Origin of the sequence: Paenibacillus sp. ATY16 (genome assembly GCF_003399985.2) — a bacterium.
In the GTDB taxonomy this organism is placed as follows: Bacteria; Bacillota; Bacilli; order Paenibacillales; family Paenibacillaceae; genus Pristimantibacillus; species Pristimantibacillus glycanilyticus.
Window position 1 is genome coordinate 80,979 of record NZ_NMOK02000033.1, and the last position, 19,996, is coordinate 100,974.

At 54.4% G+C, this 19,996-nt stretch carries 9 protein-coding genes; 7 read left to right on the plus strand and 2 right to left on the minus strand.

Annotation, left to right across the window (positions count from 1 at the left end; genetic code table 11):
• The first annotated feature begins 5 nt into the window (after window positions 1-5).
• Window positions 6-3,686 carry a non-ribosomal peptide synthetase family protein gene (locus tag CFI03_RS18965; RefSeq protein ID WP_248758586.1) on the plus strand — a complete coding sequence of 1,227 codons (3,681 nt, stop codon included), beginning with the start codon at window positions 6-8 and terminating at the stop codon, window positions 3,684-3,686.
• A 279-nt stretch (window positions 3,687-3,965) separates the two neighbouring features.
• Here CFI03_RS18965 and CFI03_RS18970 read toward each other — a convergent pair whose 3' ends face one another.
• A complete protein-coding gene (locus tag CFI03_RS18970) occupies window positions 3,966-7,784 on the minus strand; it encodes a fibronectin type III domain-containing protein (RefSeq protein ID WP_248758590.1) in 3,819 nt (1,272 codons plus the stop codon).
• A gap of 375 nt (window positions 7,785-8,159) precedes the next feature.
• Between CFI03_RS18970 and CFI03_RS18975 the strand changes: the two genes are divergently transcribed.
• The 6 genes from CFI03_RS18975 (at window position 8,160) to CFI03_RS19000 (ending at window position 18,700) form a co-directional block, all read left to right on the plus strand.
• Entirely contained in the window at window positions 8,160-12,764 is a 4,605-nt protein-coding gene (locus CFI03_RS18975) for an S-layer homology domain-containing protein (protein WP_248758591.1), read from the plus strand.
• Window positions 12,765-13,139: 375 nt separating this feature from the next.
• The gene (locus tag CFI03_RS18980) at window positions 13,140-14,240 is read left to right on the plus strand and encodes a Gfo/Idh/MocA family protein (protein WP_127492526.1); all 1,101 of its coding nucleotides are present in this window, start codon (window positions 13,140-13,142) and stop codon (window positions 14,238-14,240) included.
• Window positions 14,241-14,252: 12 nt separating this feature from the next.
• Window positions 14,253-15,146: a carbohydrate ABC transporter permease gene (locus CFI03_RS18985; RefSeq protein WP_127492528.1), complete on the plus strand. Its 894-nt coding sequence runs from the start codon at window positions 14,253-14,255 to the stop codon at window positions 15,144-15,146.
• A gap of 14 nt (window positions 15,147-15,160) precedes the next feature.
• Window positions 15,161-16,000: a carbohydrate ABC transporter permease gene (locus tag CFI03_RS18990; RefSeq protein WP_127492530.1), complete on the plus strand. Its 840-nt coding sequence runs from the start codon at window positions 15,161-15,163 to the stop codon at window positions 15,998-16,000.
• An 80-nt stretch (window positions 16,001-16,080) separates the two neighbouring features.
• Window positions 16,081-17,454: an ABC transporter substrate-binding protein gene (locus tag CFI03_RS18995; protein WP_248758592.1), complete on the plus strand. Its 1,374-nt coding sequence runs from the start codon at window positions 16,081-16,083 to the stop codon at window positions 17,452-17,454.
• Window positions 17,455-17,650: 196 nt separating this feature from the next.
• Window positions 17,651-18,700: a LacI family DNA-binding transcriptional regulator gene (locus tag CFI03_RS19000; RefSeq protein ID WP_127492534.1), complete on the plus strand. Its 1,050-nt coding sequence runs from the start codon at window positions 17,651-17,653 to the stop codon at window positions 18,698-18,700.
• A gap of 321 nt (window positions 18,701-19,021) precedes the next feature.
• Here CFI03_RS19000 and CFI03_RS19005 read toward each other — a convergent pair whose 3' ends face one another.
• Entirely contained in the window at window positions 19,022-19,921 is a 900-nt protein-coding gene (locus CFI03_RS19005; RefSeq protein ID WP_248758595.1) for an AraC family transcriptional regulator, read from the minus strand.
• Between the last annotated feature and the right edge of the window lie 75 nt (window positions 19,922-19,996).

Below are 19,996 nucleotides of genomic sequence, written 5' to 3' on the forward strand. Positions count from 1 at the left end.
GAGATATGACGGAGATTAATCATCACCCTAAGGTAACAGAGAATTTGCTGCTATTTATCCCGCTCGATTCATCACGTCACAGCCGCACTTATTCCTACTTAACAGTAGAAGCAGCTTTCGAAGACCGCTTAAACGCGAAGCTGCTGGCTTTGAAGGATGGCAGAGAGCAAATGGCGGCAGCGGCTTTTATGGCGCTGCTGTATCGTTTATCCGGGGAAACCGACATTATGGCGGAGTGGATTACGGGCGGCGGGACGCCGGTACCCCTTCTTCTAAGCTTCGAACGGAAGCAGACTTTCGCTAGTCTGAAAGAGACGATTAACAATCAGGCAGCAGCCGGGGCTGTCGCTTCGCCGGAGCTTCAATTCGATACCCGGTTCTCGTGCGGTCAGCCGATCGGCACGGTGCAGGAGCTGCTCAACTGGCAGCTGCTTCATGAGGGCGGCCGGTGGATGCTGCGCGTGGATTACGACAGCTCGGTGCTCGCCGAATCTACGATCCGCAGGTATGCGCAATATTTCATGGCCTTGCTGGAGGCGGCTCTTTCGGATGAGAACAGCCTGATTGCCGCGGTTGATATTCTGCTGGATACAGACCGGGCCGTCTATGATCGCATGAACGATACGTCTTACCCTTACGATAGGACTAAAACGATTCACGGCATGTTCGAGCAGGCGGCGGCAGCTTACCCGGACCGTATCGCAGTCTCTTCCGTTTACGGTCAGCTGACTTACAAGGAATTAAACGAGAGAGCGAACAGCACGGCAAGAATGCTGCTAAACCGCGGTCTTGGCAAAGGAGATTTCGTCACCATCTTTATGGAGCGAAGCCTGGAGCTGATCGTCAGCCTGCTTGGCATTCTTAAGGCGGGCGGCGTGTACGTTCCGGTTGACCCGGAGCACCCGGAGGACCGCAACCGCTATATTTTATCGGATACCGCATCGGCCTTTATCCTGACCAAATCCGCCTATGAAGCACAAGCGGCCCTGCTCTGCGAAGGCGTGGACACCGTCAAAGAGATCATTGCGTTAGACTCCGGCATGACCGAGGTCTATGAAGGGATCTACAACATCGAGAACGGGGTTGCCCCGGAGGATCTGGCCTATATCATCTACACATCCGGTTCAACGGGAAGGCCGAAAGGCGCGTTGATCGCGCACGAAGGCGTCGTCAACTTAGGCGAGACGGTCCGCGCGGATTGCGGCATTGGCCCGGAGGACGTGCTTACGCAGTTCGCGACCTACAGCTTTGACGCTTCGGTGTGGGATACGATTGGCGCTTTGTTTTACGGGGCGCATCTGTATCTGCTGTCATCGGAGGAGCGGGTATCCGTCGAGGAATTCGCAAGCGCGATCGAGAGAACGGGGACAACTATTATAACGATTCTCCCGACGGTATTCTTCAATCAGCTGTCCGCGTATTTATCGGAAGAAGGTTATCGCAAGCTGTCCGGCGTCAAGCTCATCACCGTTGCGGGCGAGGCGTTATACGGCGAGCAGGTGCGGGCTTTCCAGCGCAAATTCCATGACGCGATCGATATCGTTAACGTGTACGGCCCAACCGAATGCACGGTTTGCACGACAACGTTTACGGTTAGAGGGTTTATTCCGGATGAGGTAACGAGCATTCCGATCGGCAAGCCGATTCATAATTACAAGGTTTATATTGTAAACGAAGAGAATCAGCTGTGCCCGGTTAACGTGCATGGCGAAGTATATATTTCAACGGTAGGTCTCGCGAAAGGGTACTTGAACCAGCCGGAGAAAACGGCCGAAGCCTTTATCGATAATCCGTTTGGCGAAGGAAAGATCTACAAGTCCGGCGATATCGCCAAGCTGCTGCCGGACGGAACGGTCGAATACGTAGGGCGCCGCGACTCCCAGATCAAAATCCGCGGTCACCGCATTGAAATCGGGGAAATCGAGGACAGCTTCTCCAAAATTCCGAACGTGCAGGACGTAGCGGTCATCTGCAAGAAGGATACCGACGGCCAAAATATGCTGGTCGGTTATTTCACGACCCAAGACGGCAGCGAGCTGCCGTCGGCGGTTATCAAGCGGATGCTGGGAGCTAAGCTGCCTTCCTATTTTGTTCCGAAATGGATCGTTCAACTGGAGGCGATGCCGATCTCGCCAACGGGCAAAATCGACCGTAAAGGTCTACAGCGCTTTAATCATATGGAGAATGCGGCCGCCGATGAAGGCTTTGCGCCGCCGGCTACGGCTATTGAGCAGGACGTTGCGGCATCCTGGCAGGAGGCACTGCGTCTGGAGCGAGTCGGCCGGAATGATGATTTCTTCTCGATTGGCGGCGATTCGCTGGCGATTATTCATGTGCTTGTCCTGCTGAAACCGCAATATCCGGAGCTGAAAATCAATGATTTCTTCACCTTCCGGACGGTGGAAGCTCTATCCCTGCGGATTGAGCAGCTGCGGGCGGAACAGTCTCAAGGCGAGGAAAGCTCAGCGAAGCGGGCAACCGGACCGATTGTGCCGCTTAATGAGGAGCCTCCGATCCCGGAACGGGGAACGGAATGGACGACGCATGGCGAATACGTTGAGCCTAAAGCTTTCTTGCTAACGGGAGCTACGGGTTATCTTGGCGCTTATCTGCTGCATGAGCTGCTTGAGCAGAGCGATGCGAAGGTCTATTGCCTCGTCCGTCCGGGTATCGACTCCGGTCTGGCCCGCATTCAGGCGCATATGGAATATTTCTTTGGCCAAGCTGGCAAGGAACGCATCGAGGAGCGGGTGATCGCGGTGGAAGGCGATCTGGAGCAAGAGGATCTGGGGATTTCGGCCGAGACGCGGCAGGAGCTTCTGGGTACGCTGGATGCCATTATTCACAGCGCTGCCGACGTAAGGCATTTTGGCGAAGAAGAGCAATTCGCGAAGACGAATATCGCGGGTACGCTTGCCCTGATCCATCTGGCCAAAGCATGCGGGAAGCCGGTTCGTTTCCACCATATTTCCACACTGGGCATTCCGGAGGATTTGGCGTTGAGCGGGCAATGGGAAGAGGTATTAAACGAGCAGACGTTATGGCCTGATCTGAAGGTAGAGAATCTGTACACGAACAGCAAGATGGAGGCGGAGAAAGCGCTGATGTCCGCGGCCGAGGAAGGGCTGAGCGTAAACATCTACCGGGCGGGCAATCTGTCCTCCCATTCGGAGAGCGGCCTGTTCCAGCGGAATATCGACAGCAATTCGTTCTACCGCATGCTGAAGGCGATGCTGCTGCTCGGCAAGGCGCCAAAGGTGCAGTGGGAGGTTGACTTTACCCCAATCAATTATGCCGGTAAATCAATCGTAACGCTTGCGCTGCAGCCGGCTCACTCGGGACGATTGTTCCATATTTGCAATCCGGAGACCATCCCGTATGCCAAATGGGTGGATCTTATCCGCAATTACGGTTATGCCGTAGAGCTTCTGGAGCCGGATGCTTATACCAAATGGCTGTTTGATTCATCCATTCCGAAAAACGCGGAAGGCGTCAAGCTGGCGATTGCCCAGCTGGAAGGGGACGGCGCGAAGGATTCTGGGTACCGCTACGGATGCGAATACACGTATGAAATTCTGCAGGAGCTTAACGTGACATGCGCCGCGCCGGACAGCCGATTTATGGGGGCTATGCTGGATCATGCCGTGAAAATCGGTTACTTCCCGAAAGTGTTGGTAACGGCTTGATAGGAGGTCATCGAGAGATGACTATCTATAATCTCGTACGTTGGAATTCTTCCAATAAAAAGCGGCTGACAGGGTAGAACGTAGAGGTTGCGTTGGATTCTAGACAAGCCAAAATTGACTTTTAATGCTGTATGAAATCCACTGTAGCTCTAATTCATTCATGTTAACCTGATAAAATACTTAAAGGGCAATCCCGTGACGGGATTGCCCTTTGTTTGTTCGGGATGGTTGCCTCCATGCCCGCGATGCTGTTACGGCGGCGGTCGTTCAAGCCGGCTGTTAAGACAGCGTGTAGCTTAACAACGTTCCGTTTGCGGCCGGAAGCCGGTTTACGGATGAATCATTGGTAATGAAGCCCAGGCGAATGGTGCTGCCTGCGTTTAATCCGAGAGAAGAAAGAGGGACTGCGACTTCGATAACCGTATCGTTGCGGACATATTGGGCGGAGCTGAGCGTAGAAGCCAGACTCCAGGTCCAGCCGTTGTTCGTACCGCTGTAAGCGAACAGATTCTGATTCTCCAGCAGGGTATCCACGCCGCTTGTTGCCCAATTCGCCGGATTGTAGCCGGACGATGCGTTATTGTCCGTGTTCAGGTAGAACTGGCTTTTCACATTCAAGCCGCTGCCCTGAATAAGCAGATACAGGTTGGTGCCGTCATTCTTCGCTTTCATGGCGGTAAGGGTTCCGCCCGCGCTGCCGTTTAGCGCCGGGACCGCTGCCCAGTCGCTTGCGCTGCCGTCAACGGTAATCGTAGTCGCTGCCTGCGGAGTCGCGTTCACGGCGGTTGATTTGGCGGATTCGTTGCCGCTTGTATCCACGGCGCTGATCTGGAACGAATAAGAAGTGCCGTTGGTCAGCCCGGAAGCCGTATAAGCGGTTCCCGTCACGGGAGCCGTATTTAACTTTGTTGTCCCCCGGTAAAGGTTGTAGCCCTGCAGATCGGATTCGGAGTTGGCCGACCAGGTTAACGTGACCTGGCCGCTGCCTGCGGAAGCGGTTAGACCAGCCGGGACGGAAGGCGCTGTCGTATCCGGCGTTGTGCCGCCTCCGCCGGTTCCGCCGCTGCCAAGCGTATAGCCGGGCAGAACGCCGCTGCTGCCGGGCAGCCGGTTCACCGCCGAGTCGTTGCTGATATAGCCGGCCCGGATGGTGTTTCCGTTTGCGAGGTTAAGCGTGCTCAGCGGGATCGACAGCTCAACGACAGTGTTGTTGCGCTGGAACTCGGCGGTGCTAAGCGTACGAACTGACGTCCACGACCAGCCTGCCCCGTTGTTGCGGTACACGATATTGTTCTCGATCATGTATTCGGCGCCGCTTTCCGCGCCGGAGGTGTTCCAGCCGGCCGCGTTATAACCGGTCAGCGGGTTGTTGTCCGTATCGAGGAACAGCTGGCCTTTGACATTCAGGTTATTGCCTTGGACAAGCAGGTACAGCTGACTTGCGGTATTGGACGCTTTGAGCACCTGCACATCGGAGGTGCCGGAAGCAAGCGCAGGGATGCCGCTCCAGTCAGAGGCTGCTCCGTCGATTGTTATTGTCGCTTGCGTAGTACCGCTAGGCGTTACGGATACGGCAGAGCTCAGCGGAGACTCCTGACCGGCATTGTTCACCGCGGATACCTGGAAGCTGTAGGCCGTGCCGTTTGTTAAACCGGTATTGGTGTAAGAGGTTCCGGTTATCGGTGAACTGTTTGCTTTCGTGCCGTTCCGGTACACGTTATACCCCGAGAGGTTCGCTTCCGTATTGGCGGTCCAGCTCAAGACGGCCTGCCCGTTGCCTGCGGCTGCGGTCAATCCGGCAGGAGCAGACGGCGCAACAGGGGCAGCGGGAGTGGCGGATACGGCTGAGCTGAGCGCCGATTGGACGCCGTTTGCATTCACGGCTGCGACCTGGAAGCTGTAGCTGGTGCCGTTTGTTAGTCCCGTTGCGGTATAGGATGGGCTGGTTACAAGGGTGCTGTTAAGCTTTGTGCCGCCGCGATAGACGTTATAGCCAGCCAGATTGGACTCGGAATTCGGGCTCCAGCTCAAGGCAACCTGGCCATTGCCCGGGGAAGCCGTAAGTCCGGTTGGAGCGCTTGGCACGGCAGGCGAGCCCGGAACGGTGAATTTAAGCGACGAGCCGCCAAAGTTGGCTGTCCGGAACCACATCCAGATGTCCTGCCCGGCAAGCGAATCCGGGAAAATATAGTCCGCGTCGAACATCAGCTCTACCGAATTGCCGGACTGCTTCGCAATGACCGGCCATCCGTTGTTGCCCACCGTTGTGGTAGGGAACTTGAACACGTCGGCCTGCCCGCTTACATGCGGGGCGAGGTACACCTTGTTCATGTTCTCGAAATAGATGCGGGAATCCGGCGTAATGGGCCAGGCCACGCCCTGCCAGCCAGTCGAGCCTTTTTTGTCGTAATCGAAGTAGAGCATTTCCCCTTGCATGTTTATCGCTGATAAGGCATCAATCTTCATCAGGAATTTATCGCCGGCGAACTTGGCGTACACCTTCGTAATGCCTTTGGCGTTGCTGCCCGCCGGATCGCTGTAGATTGGCGTTTCGCTGGCCCAGTCCGAGAACTGCCCGTCGACATTGAAGCCGCCCTGCAGATCGGTCGGATGCATGCCGGCGAGCGAGGAAGAAGGCTGGCCGCTTGCATCCAGCCAGTTTTTCGCGTCTTGGTACATATTGGTGAAATTGGTGGCGCCGCTTACGTCGTAACCCATGTAGTGGCTGTTATTCACGATTTCGTTCATCCATTTGTTCGTGCTTGCCGAAGGAATCGTAAAGTCGCAGATGATGATGTTGAAGCCGTCCGGCTGATTCGCCTGGGCGTTCATGTAGTCTTTCCAGAAGCCTCCGAAGTTGTCGCGGCTGCGGTAGGTAGGAGAGGCGGAATTAGTGTTCCAGTTGTCCGCGAATGCCGCGTTCTCGTCATAGAATTTGGAGCCTGACGTGATGTAGGGGTTGTAATACCAGGATTCGGTCAGGAAAATGTTAATCGCATGCCGATAGCGCTCGGCGAATTGGGAGGTGCCTTCGTCCGGGTTGAAATACCAATAGCCCCGGTTCGCCGCGACAATCTTGGTCGGGTCAACGGCTTTGACCGCTTCGACCAGCTCAACCATGCCTTTGGCCGTGAAACCGAAGTTGCCGCGCGGACCCCAGGAGGTGGTTGGGCCTGCGCCGCCGACCGGATCGGGCGTATCGACGGTATCCAGGAACACGCCGTCGTACCCGGCATCATGCTCCAGCTTGTCGGTCATGAAGGTAATAAGCTTCTTCCACGTCGGATCGCCGCCGTTTATATAGCCGCCCCCATAGGTTTTGTTCTTGTCGGCAACGCCGTCCCCCGTTTTCCAATACCCTCCGTACATATAGCGGGAGTCGTTCACCCAGGTTCCTTGCTGATCCAGATACCAAGGCATCAGACCGTTATTGCTCCAGCTGAGCAGATTGCCGGTGGAGGAGTAGTCGTTCGCAATCGAGATGCCCGCGTAGCTGTTGTAACCGGAATTATAAGTGCCGTCCGGCGTTGCGCCGCCTTCCACGTTTATGTAATTGCCGGAGCTGTTGTAATTCCAAGGATTAGGACCGTGCAGCGGTCCGCTTGGTCCGCTGTAATCCGCCGGAAGCAGGCCGACGTCCTTGCCGTTCTGAATCGTCATATCGCCGGTAAAACCGGTAAATACGCTGGAGGTAGCCAGCTCGCCAACCGACATATAGGCCAGCACGATGACGTCGTCGGCCGTACCGAGAATGCCGTCAACGCCCCGTTTTACTTCGTTAACCTGATTGGGGGTGAACGTCTCGAAGTAGAATTGGTTCTTTGCGACGTTAATGATGCGGATGGTAGGCTCGAGGATCACAAGATCGTACGTCTTTAACGTATCAAGCTGAGTCTGGGTAGCGGTATTGGTGCCGTACCAGATCATAACCCGGCTGTATTCGCTGAGACCGGGTACTTTGCCGTACAAGGGATCTTTGCCGATGGCGGCGTGTGCGGACGGCGCGAGGCCGGGAGCGCGGAATGTCGGAAACAACAGCAGCAGGACAAGGGATGCGGTGAGCATTCGGCGAGCCAAACGATGGAAGGCTGTAAGCAAAATAGTCACTCCTCTTTTTTTGAACTGTATTTCGTCGGAAAATTCGGACAAATCACCCCCTGAATCCTTGCATGAATTTGGCGCAAAAAATCAAGAAAATTAACAAGACAAATGAAATGCTCATGCACCAACGAGGCCATTATAATCGAGCATTTACAGGAATACAACAAATAAATTCATAGTTTCCCAAGAGACAGGCTCACTGTTTCAACGTTTAGTGCCCTTAAAGGATGAAATGATTAGTAATTAGTCAGATAAAATATTTGCCGCAAACAATATAAATATTTTCCTAAAAATGATTGATATTTGTGTAAATATTTACTAGAATGAGGGGCAACAAGCGTCTAGCGCTTATACAAACAAAGGAGGCTGCGATTGGCAGAGCAACGTCTAGGGGAGAGTTCGTCGAGAATCGCTTCAAACGGAAGGACAAACCGAAGGGATGGGGAAACGATGGGCAAGACGGGGAAAAAGATAGCGTTAACGGCATTGGCGGCAATGATGGGGGCTCTTCCGGCTGTCGGGCTGCCTGCGACAGCCGCGGAAGCCGGTTCCGGTGTCTCGCCGCTGTACGGGAATTTCGAGGATTGGAATGGCGGGCACACGAATCAGGCAACGGCTAATAACCGGATGGAATCCATTAAAGCCGTTAATCAGGACGGCAAGCTTTATGTCATGGCGAAGGGAAGCGGGATGAACCGCGCCAAGACGCTGTACATAAATGCCGATAATAATGCGGCAACGGGAGCGAATATAGCCGGATGGAAGGATTCTGGCGGCATTGATTACAAGATCGAAGGCGATGCGGCATATGCGTACGAGAATGGAGATTGGGTGCAGCGGGGACAGGTTGTGCTGAAGGATAACGACACCGTGGCGGAATACGAGATTGACCTGACGGCGCTTCCGGCTGCCGATCCTGCCGGCAAAATCAAGGTGGGCCTGTTGTCGGAAGGCTCGATGCTGCCGGAGCTTGGCGAGTTAATGGTCCCGGTGCAGCCTTCCTCCTCCGGCGGCGCGGCGCAAGCGGCTCCTCCGCCTCCAACCAATCTGGCCATTGACGGGGATAGTGCCGAATGGGCTGACGTGCCTGAGCTGCTTCGCAGCGCAGACGGGAAAACAACGGTGAAATACGCGGTATCGGCGAATGCCCTGCACATGCTGATTGAGGGGCGTATCGATAATGGCGAATTCCCGGATTTGTGGGAGCACTTGCTGATCGACGTTGACCGCAAGCCTTCCACCGGCAATGCGATGTGGGCATGGGCGGGCACGCTGGGCTCGGAATATCTCGTCCAATCCGGCCTTCTCTATGAGGCAAACGGAAGCGGCGGCTGGCAGGAGGCGGCGACCGGACTGAGCTATGCCCGTTCCGGAACGGGAGATGCCAAGACGATCGAATGGACGCTGCCTCTTGCCGACCTGCATGCCGGCGACGCAAAGTCGGTTCATGTGGCTTTTCTAAGCAATAATTACGCCATGCCGGACCCAGCCGGTGATCCCGCGGAGATTAGCCTCATGGCGAAGCCGCAATTAACGGTGGACGGCGATCCCTCGGATTGGACGGGGATTCAGCCGCTGACGGTTACGGCGGACGGGCTGACAACGGTGAAAACATACGTGACGGACGACAAGTTATTTGCACTCATTGATGGCCGAATCGATAATGCCGAGTTCCCTAATCTGTGGGAGCATCTGTTCCTGGATACGGACAAAAATCCTTCCACCGGTACCTCCAGCTGGGCGTGGGCGGGCAAGCTCGGCGCCGAATACCTGGTTCAGACGGCCATTCTGTACGCCTCGAACGGAAGCGGCGGCTGGGATCAGACGCCTGCGGTATTCCCTTATGTCAGTGCGGGAACGGGCGATCATAAAGTGATTGAATGGTCCGTGCCGCTTAGCGAGCTGGGGATTACCGATGAGCAGTCCATTCATGCCGGATTTCTGAGCAACAGCTATGCCGCGCCAGATGCAAGCGGCGATCCGGCTGTTATCCAGCTCCGCAGCAGCGGTTCTTCGATAACGGTAGACGGGGACGACAGCGATTGGAGCGGGGTGGAGCTTGGCGCCGCCGCTGGCGGTTCCTCCTATGTGCTGGACGCGGTGCAGGACGAGCGCAAGCTGTACGTCCGGGTGAAGGGCAAGAACCTCGATCTGCGTAACGTCTATTATCTGAATACGGATGGCGATTCCGCTACGGGAGCGTCAACCGGCCTATGGACCGAGGAAGGCTTCGATTACAAAATCGACCGGGGGACGTTGTACGAATACAACCAACAGAACGGCTCCTGGGAGGAGAAGGGTCCGGTTTATCTGGCCGTAACGGACGATGCGATTGAAATTAACGTATACCTGGATCAACTGGGTCTTGATGAACCGGCTCCAATCAAGCTTGGTTATGCTAACCGCGGCATGCTGCAGCTGCCGATGGGCGGCAGCGCACCGCTGACCGTGGACAATGCGGTGCGGACGCAGGAGACGGAGGGCGTATTTTACCCGCGCCAAAGCTTTGAGCTGCTGAACAATCCTTTTATGGGATGGGTGGCTTGGGCGAAGGATTCTTCCAAAGCGGACGGCACTCCGTATCCGCAGCAGCACAGTCTGGTGTATGCGGGGATTTCGTGGCGGGAGCTGGAGCCGGTAAAAGGGCAGTTCGACTGGGCGGGCATCGAGCAGAAATATCAGTTCGCTTATTGGGCTTCGCAGGGCAAACGGATCAATCTGCGGATTGTAATGGATACGCCTACGGCCGACCCGTCTCATAAGGATATTCCGGATTGGCTGTACGACGAGCTTGCCGCGGAAGGGAATGCCGGCACCTGGTACGATACGCAGGAGGTTGGCTCCGGTTTTAGCCCGAATTACAACAGCGAGACGCTGCTGGCCGAGCATGAGCGGATGATTGCCAATGTAGCCGAGCGGTATGACAATGATCCGCGGATTGCTTTCGTGCAATTGGGAAGCCTGGGTCACTGGGGAGAGTGGCATACGTGGCCAAGCGGCTCCGGCGTGTTTCCGAAGCTGAGTATTTCCGATCAGTACGTTCAGCACTACCTGGACGCGTTTAAGCATAAGCAGATTGGCATGAGAAAGCCGTTCCCGATCGCAAGCGAGCAGCGGACCGGATTGTTTAACGACGTATTCGGCATCAAATCCAGCACGGACGAGTGGGTCGGCTGGACGCAAAACGGCTGGTCGGGCATCGGAGAATTCGTGGATAATCCGGCGGATGCGGCATCCGCGCAAGCGGCTTCGGCGATGCCGGACTTTTGGAAGTATGCGTACTCCGGCGGAGAGTTTGCCAACGGCAACCCGGAAAGCTGGCTGACCGATGATGCCGTAATGGAATCTTTGCGCCAGATGCGGGTCAGCCATACCTCGTGGCTTGGTCCGTCTTCCCCGGCGCGCACGGCTTACGGAACCGACATTCAGTCCAACATCGAGACGATGCAGAAAATGATGGGCTACCGCTATGTTATCGAGGCGGTTAAGCATTCGGACTCCGCGGCGCACGGAACATCGGTTTCCTTCGAGACGGTTCTAAATAATAAAGGGGTTGCTCCGTTCTATCAGGATTGGAAGCTGGAATACAGCCTTGCCGACGCCAACGGAACAATCGTGTACAAAGAGCGGCAGGATACCGATCTGCGTACGCTTCTGCCGGGCCGGCATGTGCTGGAGCAGCAGCTGAATTTGCCAAGTACGCTGGCGGCAGGCAGCTACAAGCTGCTTATTGCCGTCATTGATCCGGCTACGGATTCTCCGGGCATGGAGCTCGCGATTGACGGGAAACGTCCGGACGGAAGATACGGGGTTGGCAGTCTGACGGTGACCGGCTCATCCGGCAGTACGGGCAGCGGGAACGGCTCGGCCCCGGCGGCGGATGACGGCAAGGTTCAGCGCCTGAACAATCCGGTTCTCACGGACGGTAAGCTTGCTGTTACGCTGCTTACAGGCAAAGAGAAACTCGAGGTGCCTCTTCAGGCGTCGGCTCTCGCGGATAATCCGTCCATTGTTGTTTCGGGCGGGAAAATAAGCTGGGAGCTGCCGGGTTCCCTTCTGGCCAAGGCGAAGGAGAAGGCTGGAAGCGGCGCGGCTTGGCTGACGATTACGTTTAAGCCCGGCTTGGATCTGGCTTCCTATGCGGCGAAGGATAACGCTGCGGCGCAAGGGATCGGGCAGGCGGTTTCCTTTGGGCTTGCGGTAACTACGGCTACGGGGGAGAAGACGATTGATTTTGCGGCTACGCCCGTCAAAGTGTCCTTGAAGCCCGATTCGACGGATGTAAATGCCGTTAATCTTTACGGTATTCAGAATGAACGGTTAAAAGCGGCCTCTGCGAGCTTCCGTAGCGGGGTATTAACGGCGCAAATAACAGCCCCGGGAACCTATCAATGGCTGAATTACGAGAAGGTCTTCCGTGATGTCGAGGCAGGACATTGGGCGGCGGACGCCATCGAAGCGCTGGCGGCCAAGCAAGTGATGCAGGGAGTAGACCGCGACAGGTTTGCGCCTAACCGTTCCGTTACCCGCGTAGAGCTTGCCGCCATGCTTGCAAGAATACTGGGGCTTGGGACGGTGCCGGACGGCGGAACGCAAACGCCGTTCCGGGATGTTCCGGCACAGGCTTGGTATACGGAGGAGTTGAAGGAAGTTTTGGCAGCGGGATTAATGAATGGTTACGGCGATAAGTTCCGGCCGAATGCGGAAATCACCCGGGAGGAGCTGGCGGTTCTGGCGATTCGGGTGGCCGCTAAGATTTCCGGGGAAGCAGCTGCGGTAACTTCACCTAATCATGAAGACGCAAGCTATGGGGATGCGGAACAGATTAGCGATTGGGCTGCCGACAGCGTAATGAAGGCGAAGCAGCTTGGTCTTATGATTGGCGATGAGGACGGCCGGTTCCGTCCTCAGGAAGGCGTGTCGCGCGCTGAAGCGGCAGTCATTACGCTTCGATTGATGGAAATGCTGTTGAAATAAGAGCGTGCACGAGAGACTGCCCGGAAAACCGGGCAGTCTCTTTTTGCCCCAAGAATGTTTGGCAGAAATTTCTTGGCGAATTTTGCTTAATGCGAGATTAATTTGGCGCAAATAATTAAACGAAACTTGACTTATTGGTGTCATATTTCCAAATTTTATGGAGCGATATGTTTAAATATTCAGCTAAAAACCCGCGTTATTACTGATAAAAACAAATAAAAAAATTTTGGCGCAAACATGTCAGGTATTTTACCCAAAAATTGTTGACTTGTCGTGAAGGCTGCGTTATGATCAGAACATGAAAACGACTACTCGCCATGAGTTGTAACGATCCGGATCATATTTGGCGCAAAATTATCGATGGAGAGTGTAGACATGGAAAAACTGAGAATGGCATTTATCGGCGTGGGAGATATGGGCTCGCATCATTGCATCGGTTTTGATCTGCTGCCGGAATGCAAGGTGAATTATATTTGCGACATGAACCAGGCAAACGTGGACCGTACGCTTGCGGAGCTGAAGAACAGCAAGCCGGTTATCGTAGCCGACTATAAAGAGCTCTTACATAAAGAAGACATCGATGCGGTTGTCATCAGCGTGCCGAACTATTTGCACCGTGAAGTAGCGGTCGCTTTTCTCGAAGCCGGCAAGCATGTCTTTCTGGAAAAACCCGTTGCCCATACCCTTGAGGACTGCAACGCGATTATTGAGGCAGCTGAGGCAAACGACCGCATTCTGCAGATTGGCCTCGTGTACCGTTACTCCAACGTATACCGGAGAATGGCCGAGGAGCTTGAGCGGGGACGCCTTGGCGACGTAAAGCTGATGTGGTGCAAGGAGTTCCGCGATCCGTTCCCTCCGACGGAATGGTTCTATGACAAGAACAAATCGGGCGGCGCGCTGGTCGAGAAGGACTGCCATCACTTTGATATTTTCAACTGGATGATCGGCTCGAAGCCGGTACGGGTATTCGCAACCGGCGGCCAACACGTGATGAAGCAGGGGCAGCCGAACCTGATTACGAACTCCTACAGCCACTATCCGGCTAAGCCAATCGAAGATGTCTCGATCGTCGACCATGCCTGGGTAACGATTGAATACGAGAACGGAAGCAAGGCGAATCTTGGCCTTTGCATGTATCTGAAGCCTCGCAATTTGATGGGGGACGGCCTTGAGATCGGACTGATCGGCGAGAATGGCGGCCAGATGGTAGCGAAGAACGACAAGACGATCGACATCGTTGGCGGACAAAACTTTACCCGCGATCATCTCGATATCGACGTTACCTCGGACTCCATCATGGGCGGACATACCGGCGGACAAACGCAGCGGATCGAATTCGTGAAAAGCGTGAAGGAAGGCAAGCAGCCTTTTGCCTCCGCTTATGTCGGCAGAGACGCGCTTCTGATTGCACTGGCGGCGGAGAAATCCATCGTGGAAGAACGCTATGTATACGTGAACGAACTAATGAAGTAAGGGGGTGCCCGGATGAAAAGCAAGCTGAGAAGATACGACACACTTATTTTCTTCTTATTTATTTCCCCTTGGATAATCGGATTCTCGCTCTTTTTCCTTGTTCCTTTCGGTACTTCCGTGTTTTACGCGTTTACCGATGCCCGCCTGCCGGGCGCGGCGAACTATAACTTCGTCGGGTTATCGAACTTCGTGGACATGTTCAATAATCCGATCTTCAGCAAAAGCTTGGGCAACACCGCCTACTTCGTCATCATTGGCGTTCCGATCGTAACGGCGGGCATGCTGCTGCTGGCCTTGCTGCTCAATATGAACGTCAAAGGCATCGCCCTTTACCGGACCTTTTATTACTTGCCGACGCTGGTGCCGATCGTGGCGACCGTCATCATCTGGCGCCTGGTCTTCAACTCGGAATTCGGCATTCTGAACGCGGGGTTGTCCGTGTTTGGGATCGGCAAGATCGACTGGATGGGCAGCGAAGGATTGATCAAGCCGGTTATTATCCTGCTGCAGGTATGGATTTCGGGGAGCGGGGTGCTTATCTTCCTGGCCGCTCTCAAGAACGTGCCGAAGCATCTGTATGAAGCGGTTCTCATCGATGGGGCTAACAAGGTTCAATCGTTCTTCCGCGTGACGCTTCCGATGATCAGTCCTTCCATTCTGTTTGTTGTCATTATCCAGACGATGTACAACTTTCAGATGTTTACGGAAGCGCTGCTGCTGACGAAGGGCGGGCCCAATTACGCGGCGTACACCTTTGTCTATAACATCTACAAATCGGCATTTACGGATTTGAAATTCAGCATGGCGATGACGCAGTCCATCTTCCTGTTCGCGCTGATCTCGCTGGTTACGTTTGTTCTGATGAAGCTGTCGAAGCGGTTTGTCTATTATGAAGGCGAGAAATAGAAGGGGGATACAAGATGACTACGTCTAACAGACGCGTGATGAAGCAAACCGGCAAATACGCGCTTCTGACAGCCGCGCTGGTGCTGTTCGCGGGACCGCTCGTATGGATGCTGTCGACGATGCTCAAGACAAAAGCCGAAACGTACAAGGTTCCTCCGACGTTGCTGCCGGAATCGCTCAATTTCGAAGCGTTCAACAGGCTGTTTGATGTACAGCCGCTGATGTGGAGGTGGATCCAGAACTCCTTCGCCATCTCCGCGCTTGTGGTGCTTGGCGCGGTATTGTCCAGCTCGATCGTAGCTTACGGCTTCTCGCGTTTTTCAACCAAGTACAAGGACCGGCTGTTCCCGATCGTCCTGATGACGCTGATGATCCCGCCGTCCATTCTGATGATCCCGTCCTACGTGCTCTTTACGAAGCTGCACTGGGTGGATACGTGGCTGCCGCTCATCGTTCCGGCATGGCTTGGCGGCGCGTACTACATCTTCCTGTTCCGGCAATTTTTCATGACGATCCCTCAAGAGCTTGACGAAGCGACTTATCTCGACGGAGGGAACCGTTGGACCGTGTTTACGAAGGTTATCATGCCGCTGTCCAAACCGATTGTCGTCACGACCGTAATCTTTGCTTTCGTGAACTCATGGCTCGATTTCCTCGGACCATTCCTTTACATCAAGAGCAACAACATGTTTACCCTCAGCGTTGGTCTGCAGCTGCTCATCGGCCAGACGAGTCAGGATTTCCCGGCGCTTGCCGCCGGCGCTTTTATCAGCATTGTGCCAATCGGTCTGCTGTTCCTGTTCGCGCAACGCTATATCGTTGAGGGGGTGGTGCTCACGGGTTCGAAGGGGTAAGGACGATAGGGAGAACAACACGGGCAGGCATAAGATTTTCAATACTGCTGTTTTCAAAATAATCTAAAGGGGAACTGGATATGAAAACAAACAGAAAGTGGTTATTGGGTCTTTTTACGCTGGTATTATCCATGACGATGATTATCTCCGGCTGCGGCAGCAGCAACAATAATGGCGGTTCGAACACCGCGGCAAACGGCGGGCAAAGCGATAACGGCAGTGCCGAGCAGACAGAGAAGCCAGCCGAGCCGGTTACGATTACGTATTCGCAATGGGGAACGGCGGAAGAGCTGCAGCGTACGCAAGAGCTTCTGGACAAATTCATGGAAGCCAATCCGAGCATTACCGTTAAGCTGGAAGGCAAGGACTGGGGCAGCTATTGGGACGGTCTGACGGCTAACGCCGCTGGCGGCACGCTTCCCGACGTATTCAAAACCAGCTACGCCTTTATTGAGAAATATGCCGAGCTCGGCATATTCAAAGAACTGGACGGTCCGCTTGCGGACAACGGCTTCGATCTGAACAATATTGACCCAAGCCTGCTCGGGCTACATAAATACAACGGCAAGCAGGTATCGCTTCCGATCGACGCGAACGTTATCGTCTGGTATTACGATAAAGCGATCTTTGCGGATCCGAAGAAAAATCCGAAGAACGCGCCCGTTCCTTCCCTTGAACCAACTTGGGATGAGATTATCGACATCGCAACCAAGCTGACGCTCGACAAGAACGGCAAGAACCCTGGCGAAGCCGGCTTTGACGGCAACAACATCGTGCAATGGGGCATGTCCGTATCGCCTGGTTCCTCCATGGATTGGTTCCTGGAGCCGGAGTTGTGGTCCAACGGCGCGAAGCTTGTGAACGATGACGGATCGCTTGCCCTGAATACCCCTGAAGCACGTGAAGTACTGGACTTCTTTATTGACGCAACGAAGAAAAAAATCAATACAACGCCTGCGCAAATCGAAGGTCTTGGCGGCCAGGTGAACCTCGGCATTACAACCGGCAAGGTTGCGATGAACCCGGGCGGCAACTGGAATACAACCAACTTCAAGGAAGCTAAGGTAGATTACGGCATTACGTACCTCCCGAAATTCAAAGAAAACAAAACGGTTGTACAACCGGCCGGTATCGCGATTTCGAGCAACACGAAGCATGAAGAGGCAGCTTACAAGCTGCTGGCATGGCTGGCAGGTCCTGAAGGTCAAACCGAGCTGGCGAAGCAAGGCTACTCGATTCCGGCGAATAAAGCGGCATCCGACGCTTATATCGCAACCGCAGGCGAAGCGAATAAAATCTTCCTCGACGCGCAGCAGTTCGGCATCATTTCGCCGTTCACGGTGAAGAAGACGGATCTGGTCTGGACATACGGCGAGCAATCGCTTAAGAATCCGCTTGCCGGCGACGGCAACGTGGATGCGGCCATTAAGGATCTGGAATCCAAGCTGAAATAAGAGGGTTAAGGAAAGAGCGGGGGAAAGAGGCGTTTGGTCGCTTCTTTTCCCTTTTTTGCTTAGGCCTGAAAGCCTGAAATGACGGTGTTTCTTGACTATTGATGAATAGGGCTATACAATAGAATTTGCCGCAACTTTTGCGTTGTTGCCGCAATTATAGAGAGCATATATTCGATATAGGAACAGAGAGGAACGTATGATGGCCAAGTTGAAGGATATTGCAGAGCAGGTCGGGGTATCGATCTCGACGGTATCGCGGGTCATGAAGAATGACTCCACCCGTTCCGTCAGCGAAGAGACCCGTAAGAAAATTTGGGAAGTTGCGGAGAAGCTCGGCTACAAGGCGAACCGTGCGGAGAAGCTGGGCAAATCCGATAACAAGCTGATGGTTCATATCGGCTGTGTCGTTGCCATTCCTCAGAACAAATATAATAATCCTTATTTCTCCGTTATTCTGGAGGGTATCGAGAAAGCATTGACGGAGTCCGGCCTGCGGCTGGATTTTGTATACAGCATCGAGAATCAGCAGGATATCCAGCAGCTGCAGTCCCTCGTGAAGGAGCACCGGATTGACGGCATGATTATTGTCGAGCGGATTGATGCGGATGCGTACCAGTGGATCAAGCAGAACGTGAAGGCTGTTGTTGGCGTGGATTTGGCGGACAGAACGATTCCGGTCGTCTGTTACGACCGCGAAGCCGCGGCGAAGGAAGCCGTGCAGCATCTGATCAAGCAGGGACATAAGCAAATTGGCTATATTGGCGGTCCGGAGTTGAACGATCCTTTCCGTCAGGAGAAGCGATTCCTCGGCTACCAAAGCGCGATGCGCGAAGCGGGGCTGGAGCTGAACGACAATTGGATCATCGACGTGAAGTGGGATGTATCCCTCAGCTACGAGTTGACCAAGCAGGCATTCGAGAAAAAAGGCTATTCGCCAACCGCCATATTCGCGGCCAGCGATATGATGGCGATTGCTGCAATGCGCGCCGCTTCGGAGCGCGGTCTTCGCATCCCGGAGGATATTGCGGTCGCCGGCGTCGATAATATCGAAATTTCCGAGTTCACTTCGCCGCCGCTTACGACCATTCATGTACCCAAGCTCGAGATGGGGATGTACGCGGTGAAGCTGCTGCTCGATTATTTAAATCATCAATACTCGCTGCCGGTGCGCATGACGATTCCGTACCGGATGGTCTACCGCCGCTCTTCCGAGTCTCAGCAGCCGGCCGTCAGCAGCGTGCAATAAAAGAGTAAAGGCGTCCTAAAGTCATCCTTGATGGCTTAAGGGACGCCTTTTTTTATGCGCATGGCATAGAACTCTGCAAGTAGAACTGCGCTCCGCCTGGCTATAGCAAACGCTGAGTTACGTTGCACGAAGTGCAGGATAATGACCCAAAACAGTGGCTGCTGATGAGATAGGCTGCATGGAATGCAGTATATTGTTCGTAAGGAGCTCAGATAAACCGTTTTTCCCATGATATCCTGCACTCCGTGCAGGATATGGCTATTAGAGAGCCCCAAATGTACGATTACACTGCATATCGTGCAACATAAACCAAGGGATTTCTCACCTCTGCGCCCGGGCCTTGGCGGTGCGGGCATAATCGGACGGCGGCATGCCGGTCGCCTTCTTGAAATCGCGCGAGAAATAATGAATGCTGCTATAGCCGAGCATGGCGGCAATCTCGGTCATGTTGTATTGGTGCTCGCGGATCATCGTTTTTGCTTCCTCGATCTTGAGCTGCTTGAAGTAGTCCATCGGGCCAATGCCGGCCTGCGCGTGGAATACTTCTTTGAGCCGACTTTTCCCCAAATGAAGCTCCTTGCACAGCCTGTCCAAGGTCAACTGCTCGCCCAAGTGTCCGCGCATGAAGGAGATAATCCGGTCGGCCGTCCGCTGCTCGGCTTTCTCCGTCTGGAAGGAGGCGGGCTTGCGAGCGGATTGCCGGTCGCAATCCTCTTGCTGCCGGATCAGCTGAACGAGCAGGATCTCCAAGTAATTGCGCATCGCCTGCTCGCTGGCGAAAGGGGCGTCCTCCCGGGTAACAAGCTCGTGGATATCCGACTTGTCGTAAGGCGGTTCAAAGGAATAAAAGCCTTCCTGCATAAGTAATGAGAGCAGATTCCGGTCTTTTGTCCCCAGCTGCAAGATCCGGTTCTCGAAGCTTTCCATGCACGGGGAAGCGCACTCGAATGATAGAACGAACAGATTAGGCGGCTTATGCTGGCTGCCGACCTTCACCGTATGGAACTCTCCGGGCTTATGGAAGATGATCATGCCTTGCTCGAGCTGATGCGTCTGCTCATCGGCTCTTACCTCGACGGTTCCCTTGTCCACGTAAAGCAGCTCCCAGAAGTCGTGCTGCTCTCCCTCGAACACGTAGCCTTTCGCAAATTCAAAGTAATGGAACGAAATCAGCTTGCGTACCGCAAGCATTTCTTTCAGCGTATGGCGAGTGAATTCCACCTTCGGCTCTCTCCCTTTTCATGTCCGTTTGCACTAATTATAAATCCTTTTCGCCCTGTGCAAAAGGTCCGGCTG

Excerpts from the sequence above, each read along its gene's own strand:
- CFI03_RS18965 (WP_248758586.1), top strand. The coding sequence starts at position 6 with ATGACGGAGATTAATCATCACCCTAAGGTAACAGAGAATTTGCTGCTA.
- CFI03_RS18980 (WP_127492526.1), top strand. The coding sequence starts at position 13,140 with ATGGAAAAACTGAGAATGGCATTTATCGGCGTGGGAGATATGGGCTCG.
- CFI03_RS18985 (WP_127492528.1), top strand. The coding sequence starts at position 14,253 with ATGAAAAGCAAGCTGAGAAGATACGACACACTTATTTTCTTCTTATTT.
- CFI03_RS18990 (WP_127492530.1), top strand. The coding sequence starts at position 15,161 with ATGACTACGTCTAACAGACGCGTGATGAAGCAAACCGGCAAATACGCG.
- CFI03_RS18995 (WP_248758592.1), top strand. The coding sequence starts at position 16,081 with ATGAAAACAAACAGAAAGTGGTTATTGGGTCTTTTTACGCTGGTATTA.
- CFI03_RS19000 (WP_127492534.1), top strand. The coding sequence starts at position 17,651 with ATGATGGCCAAGTTGAAGGATATTGCAGAGCAGGTCGGGGTATCGATC.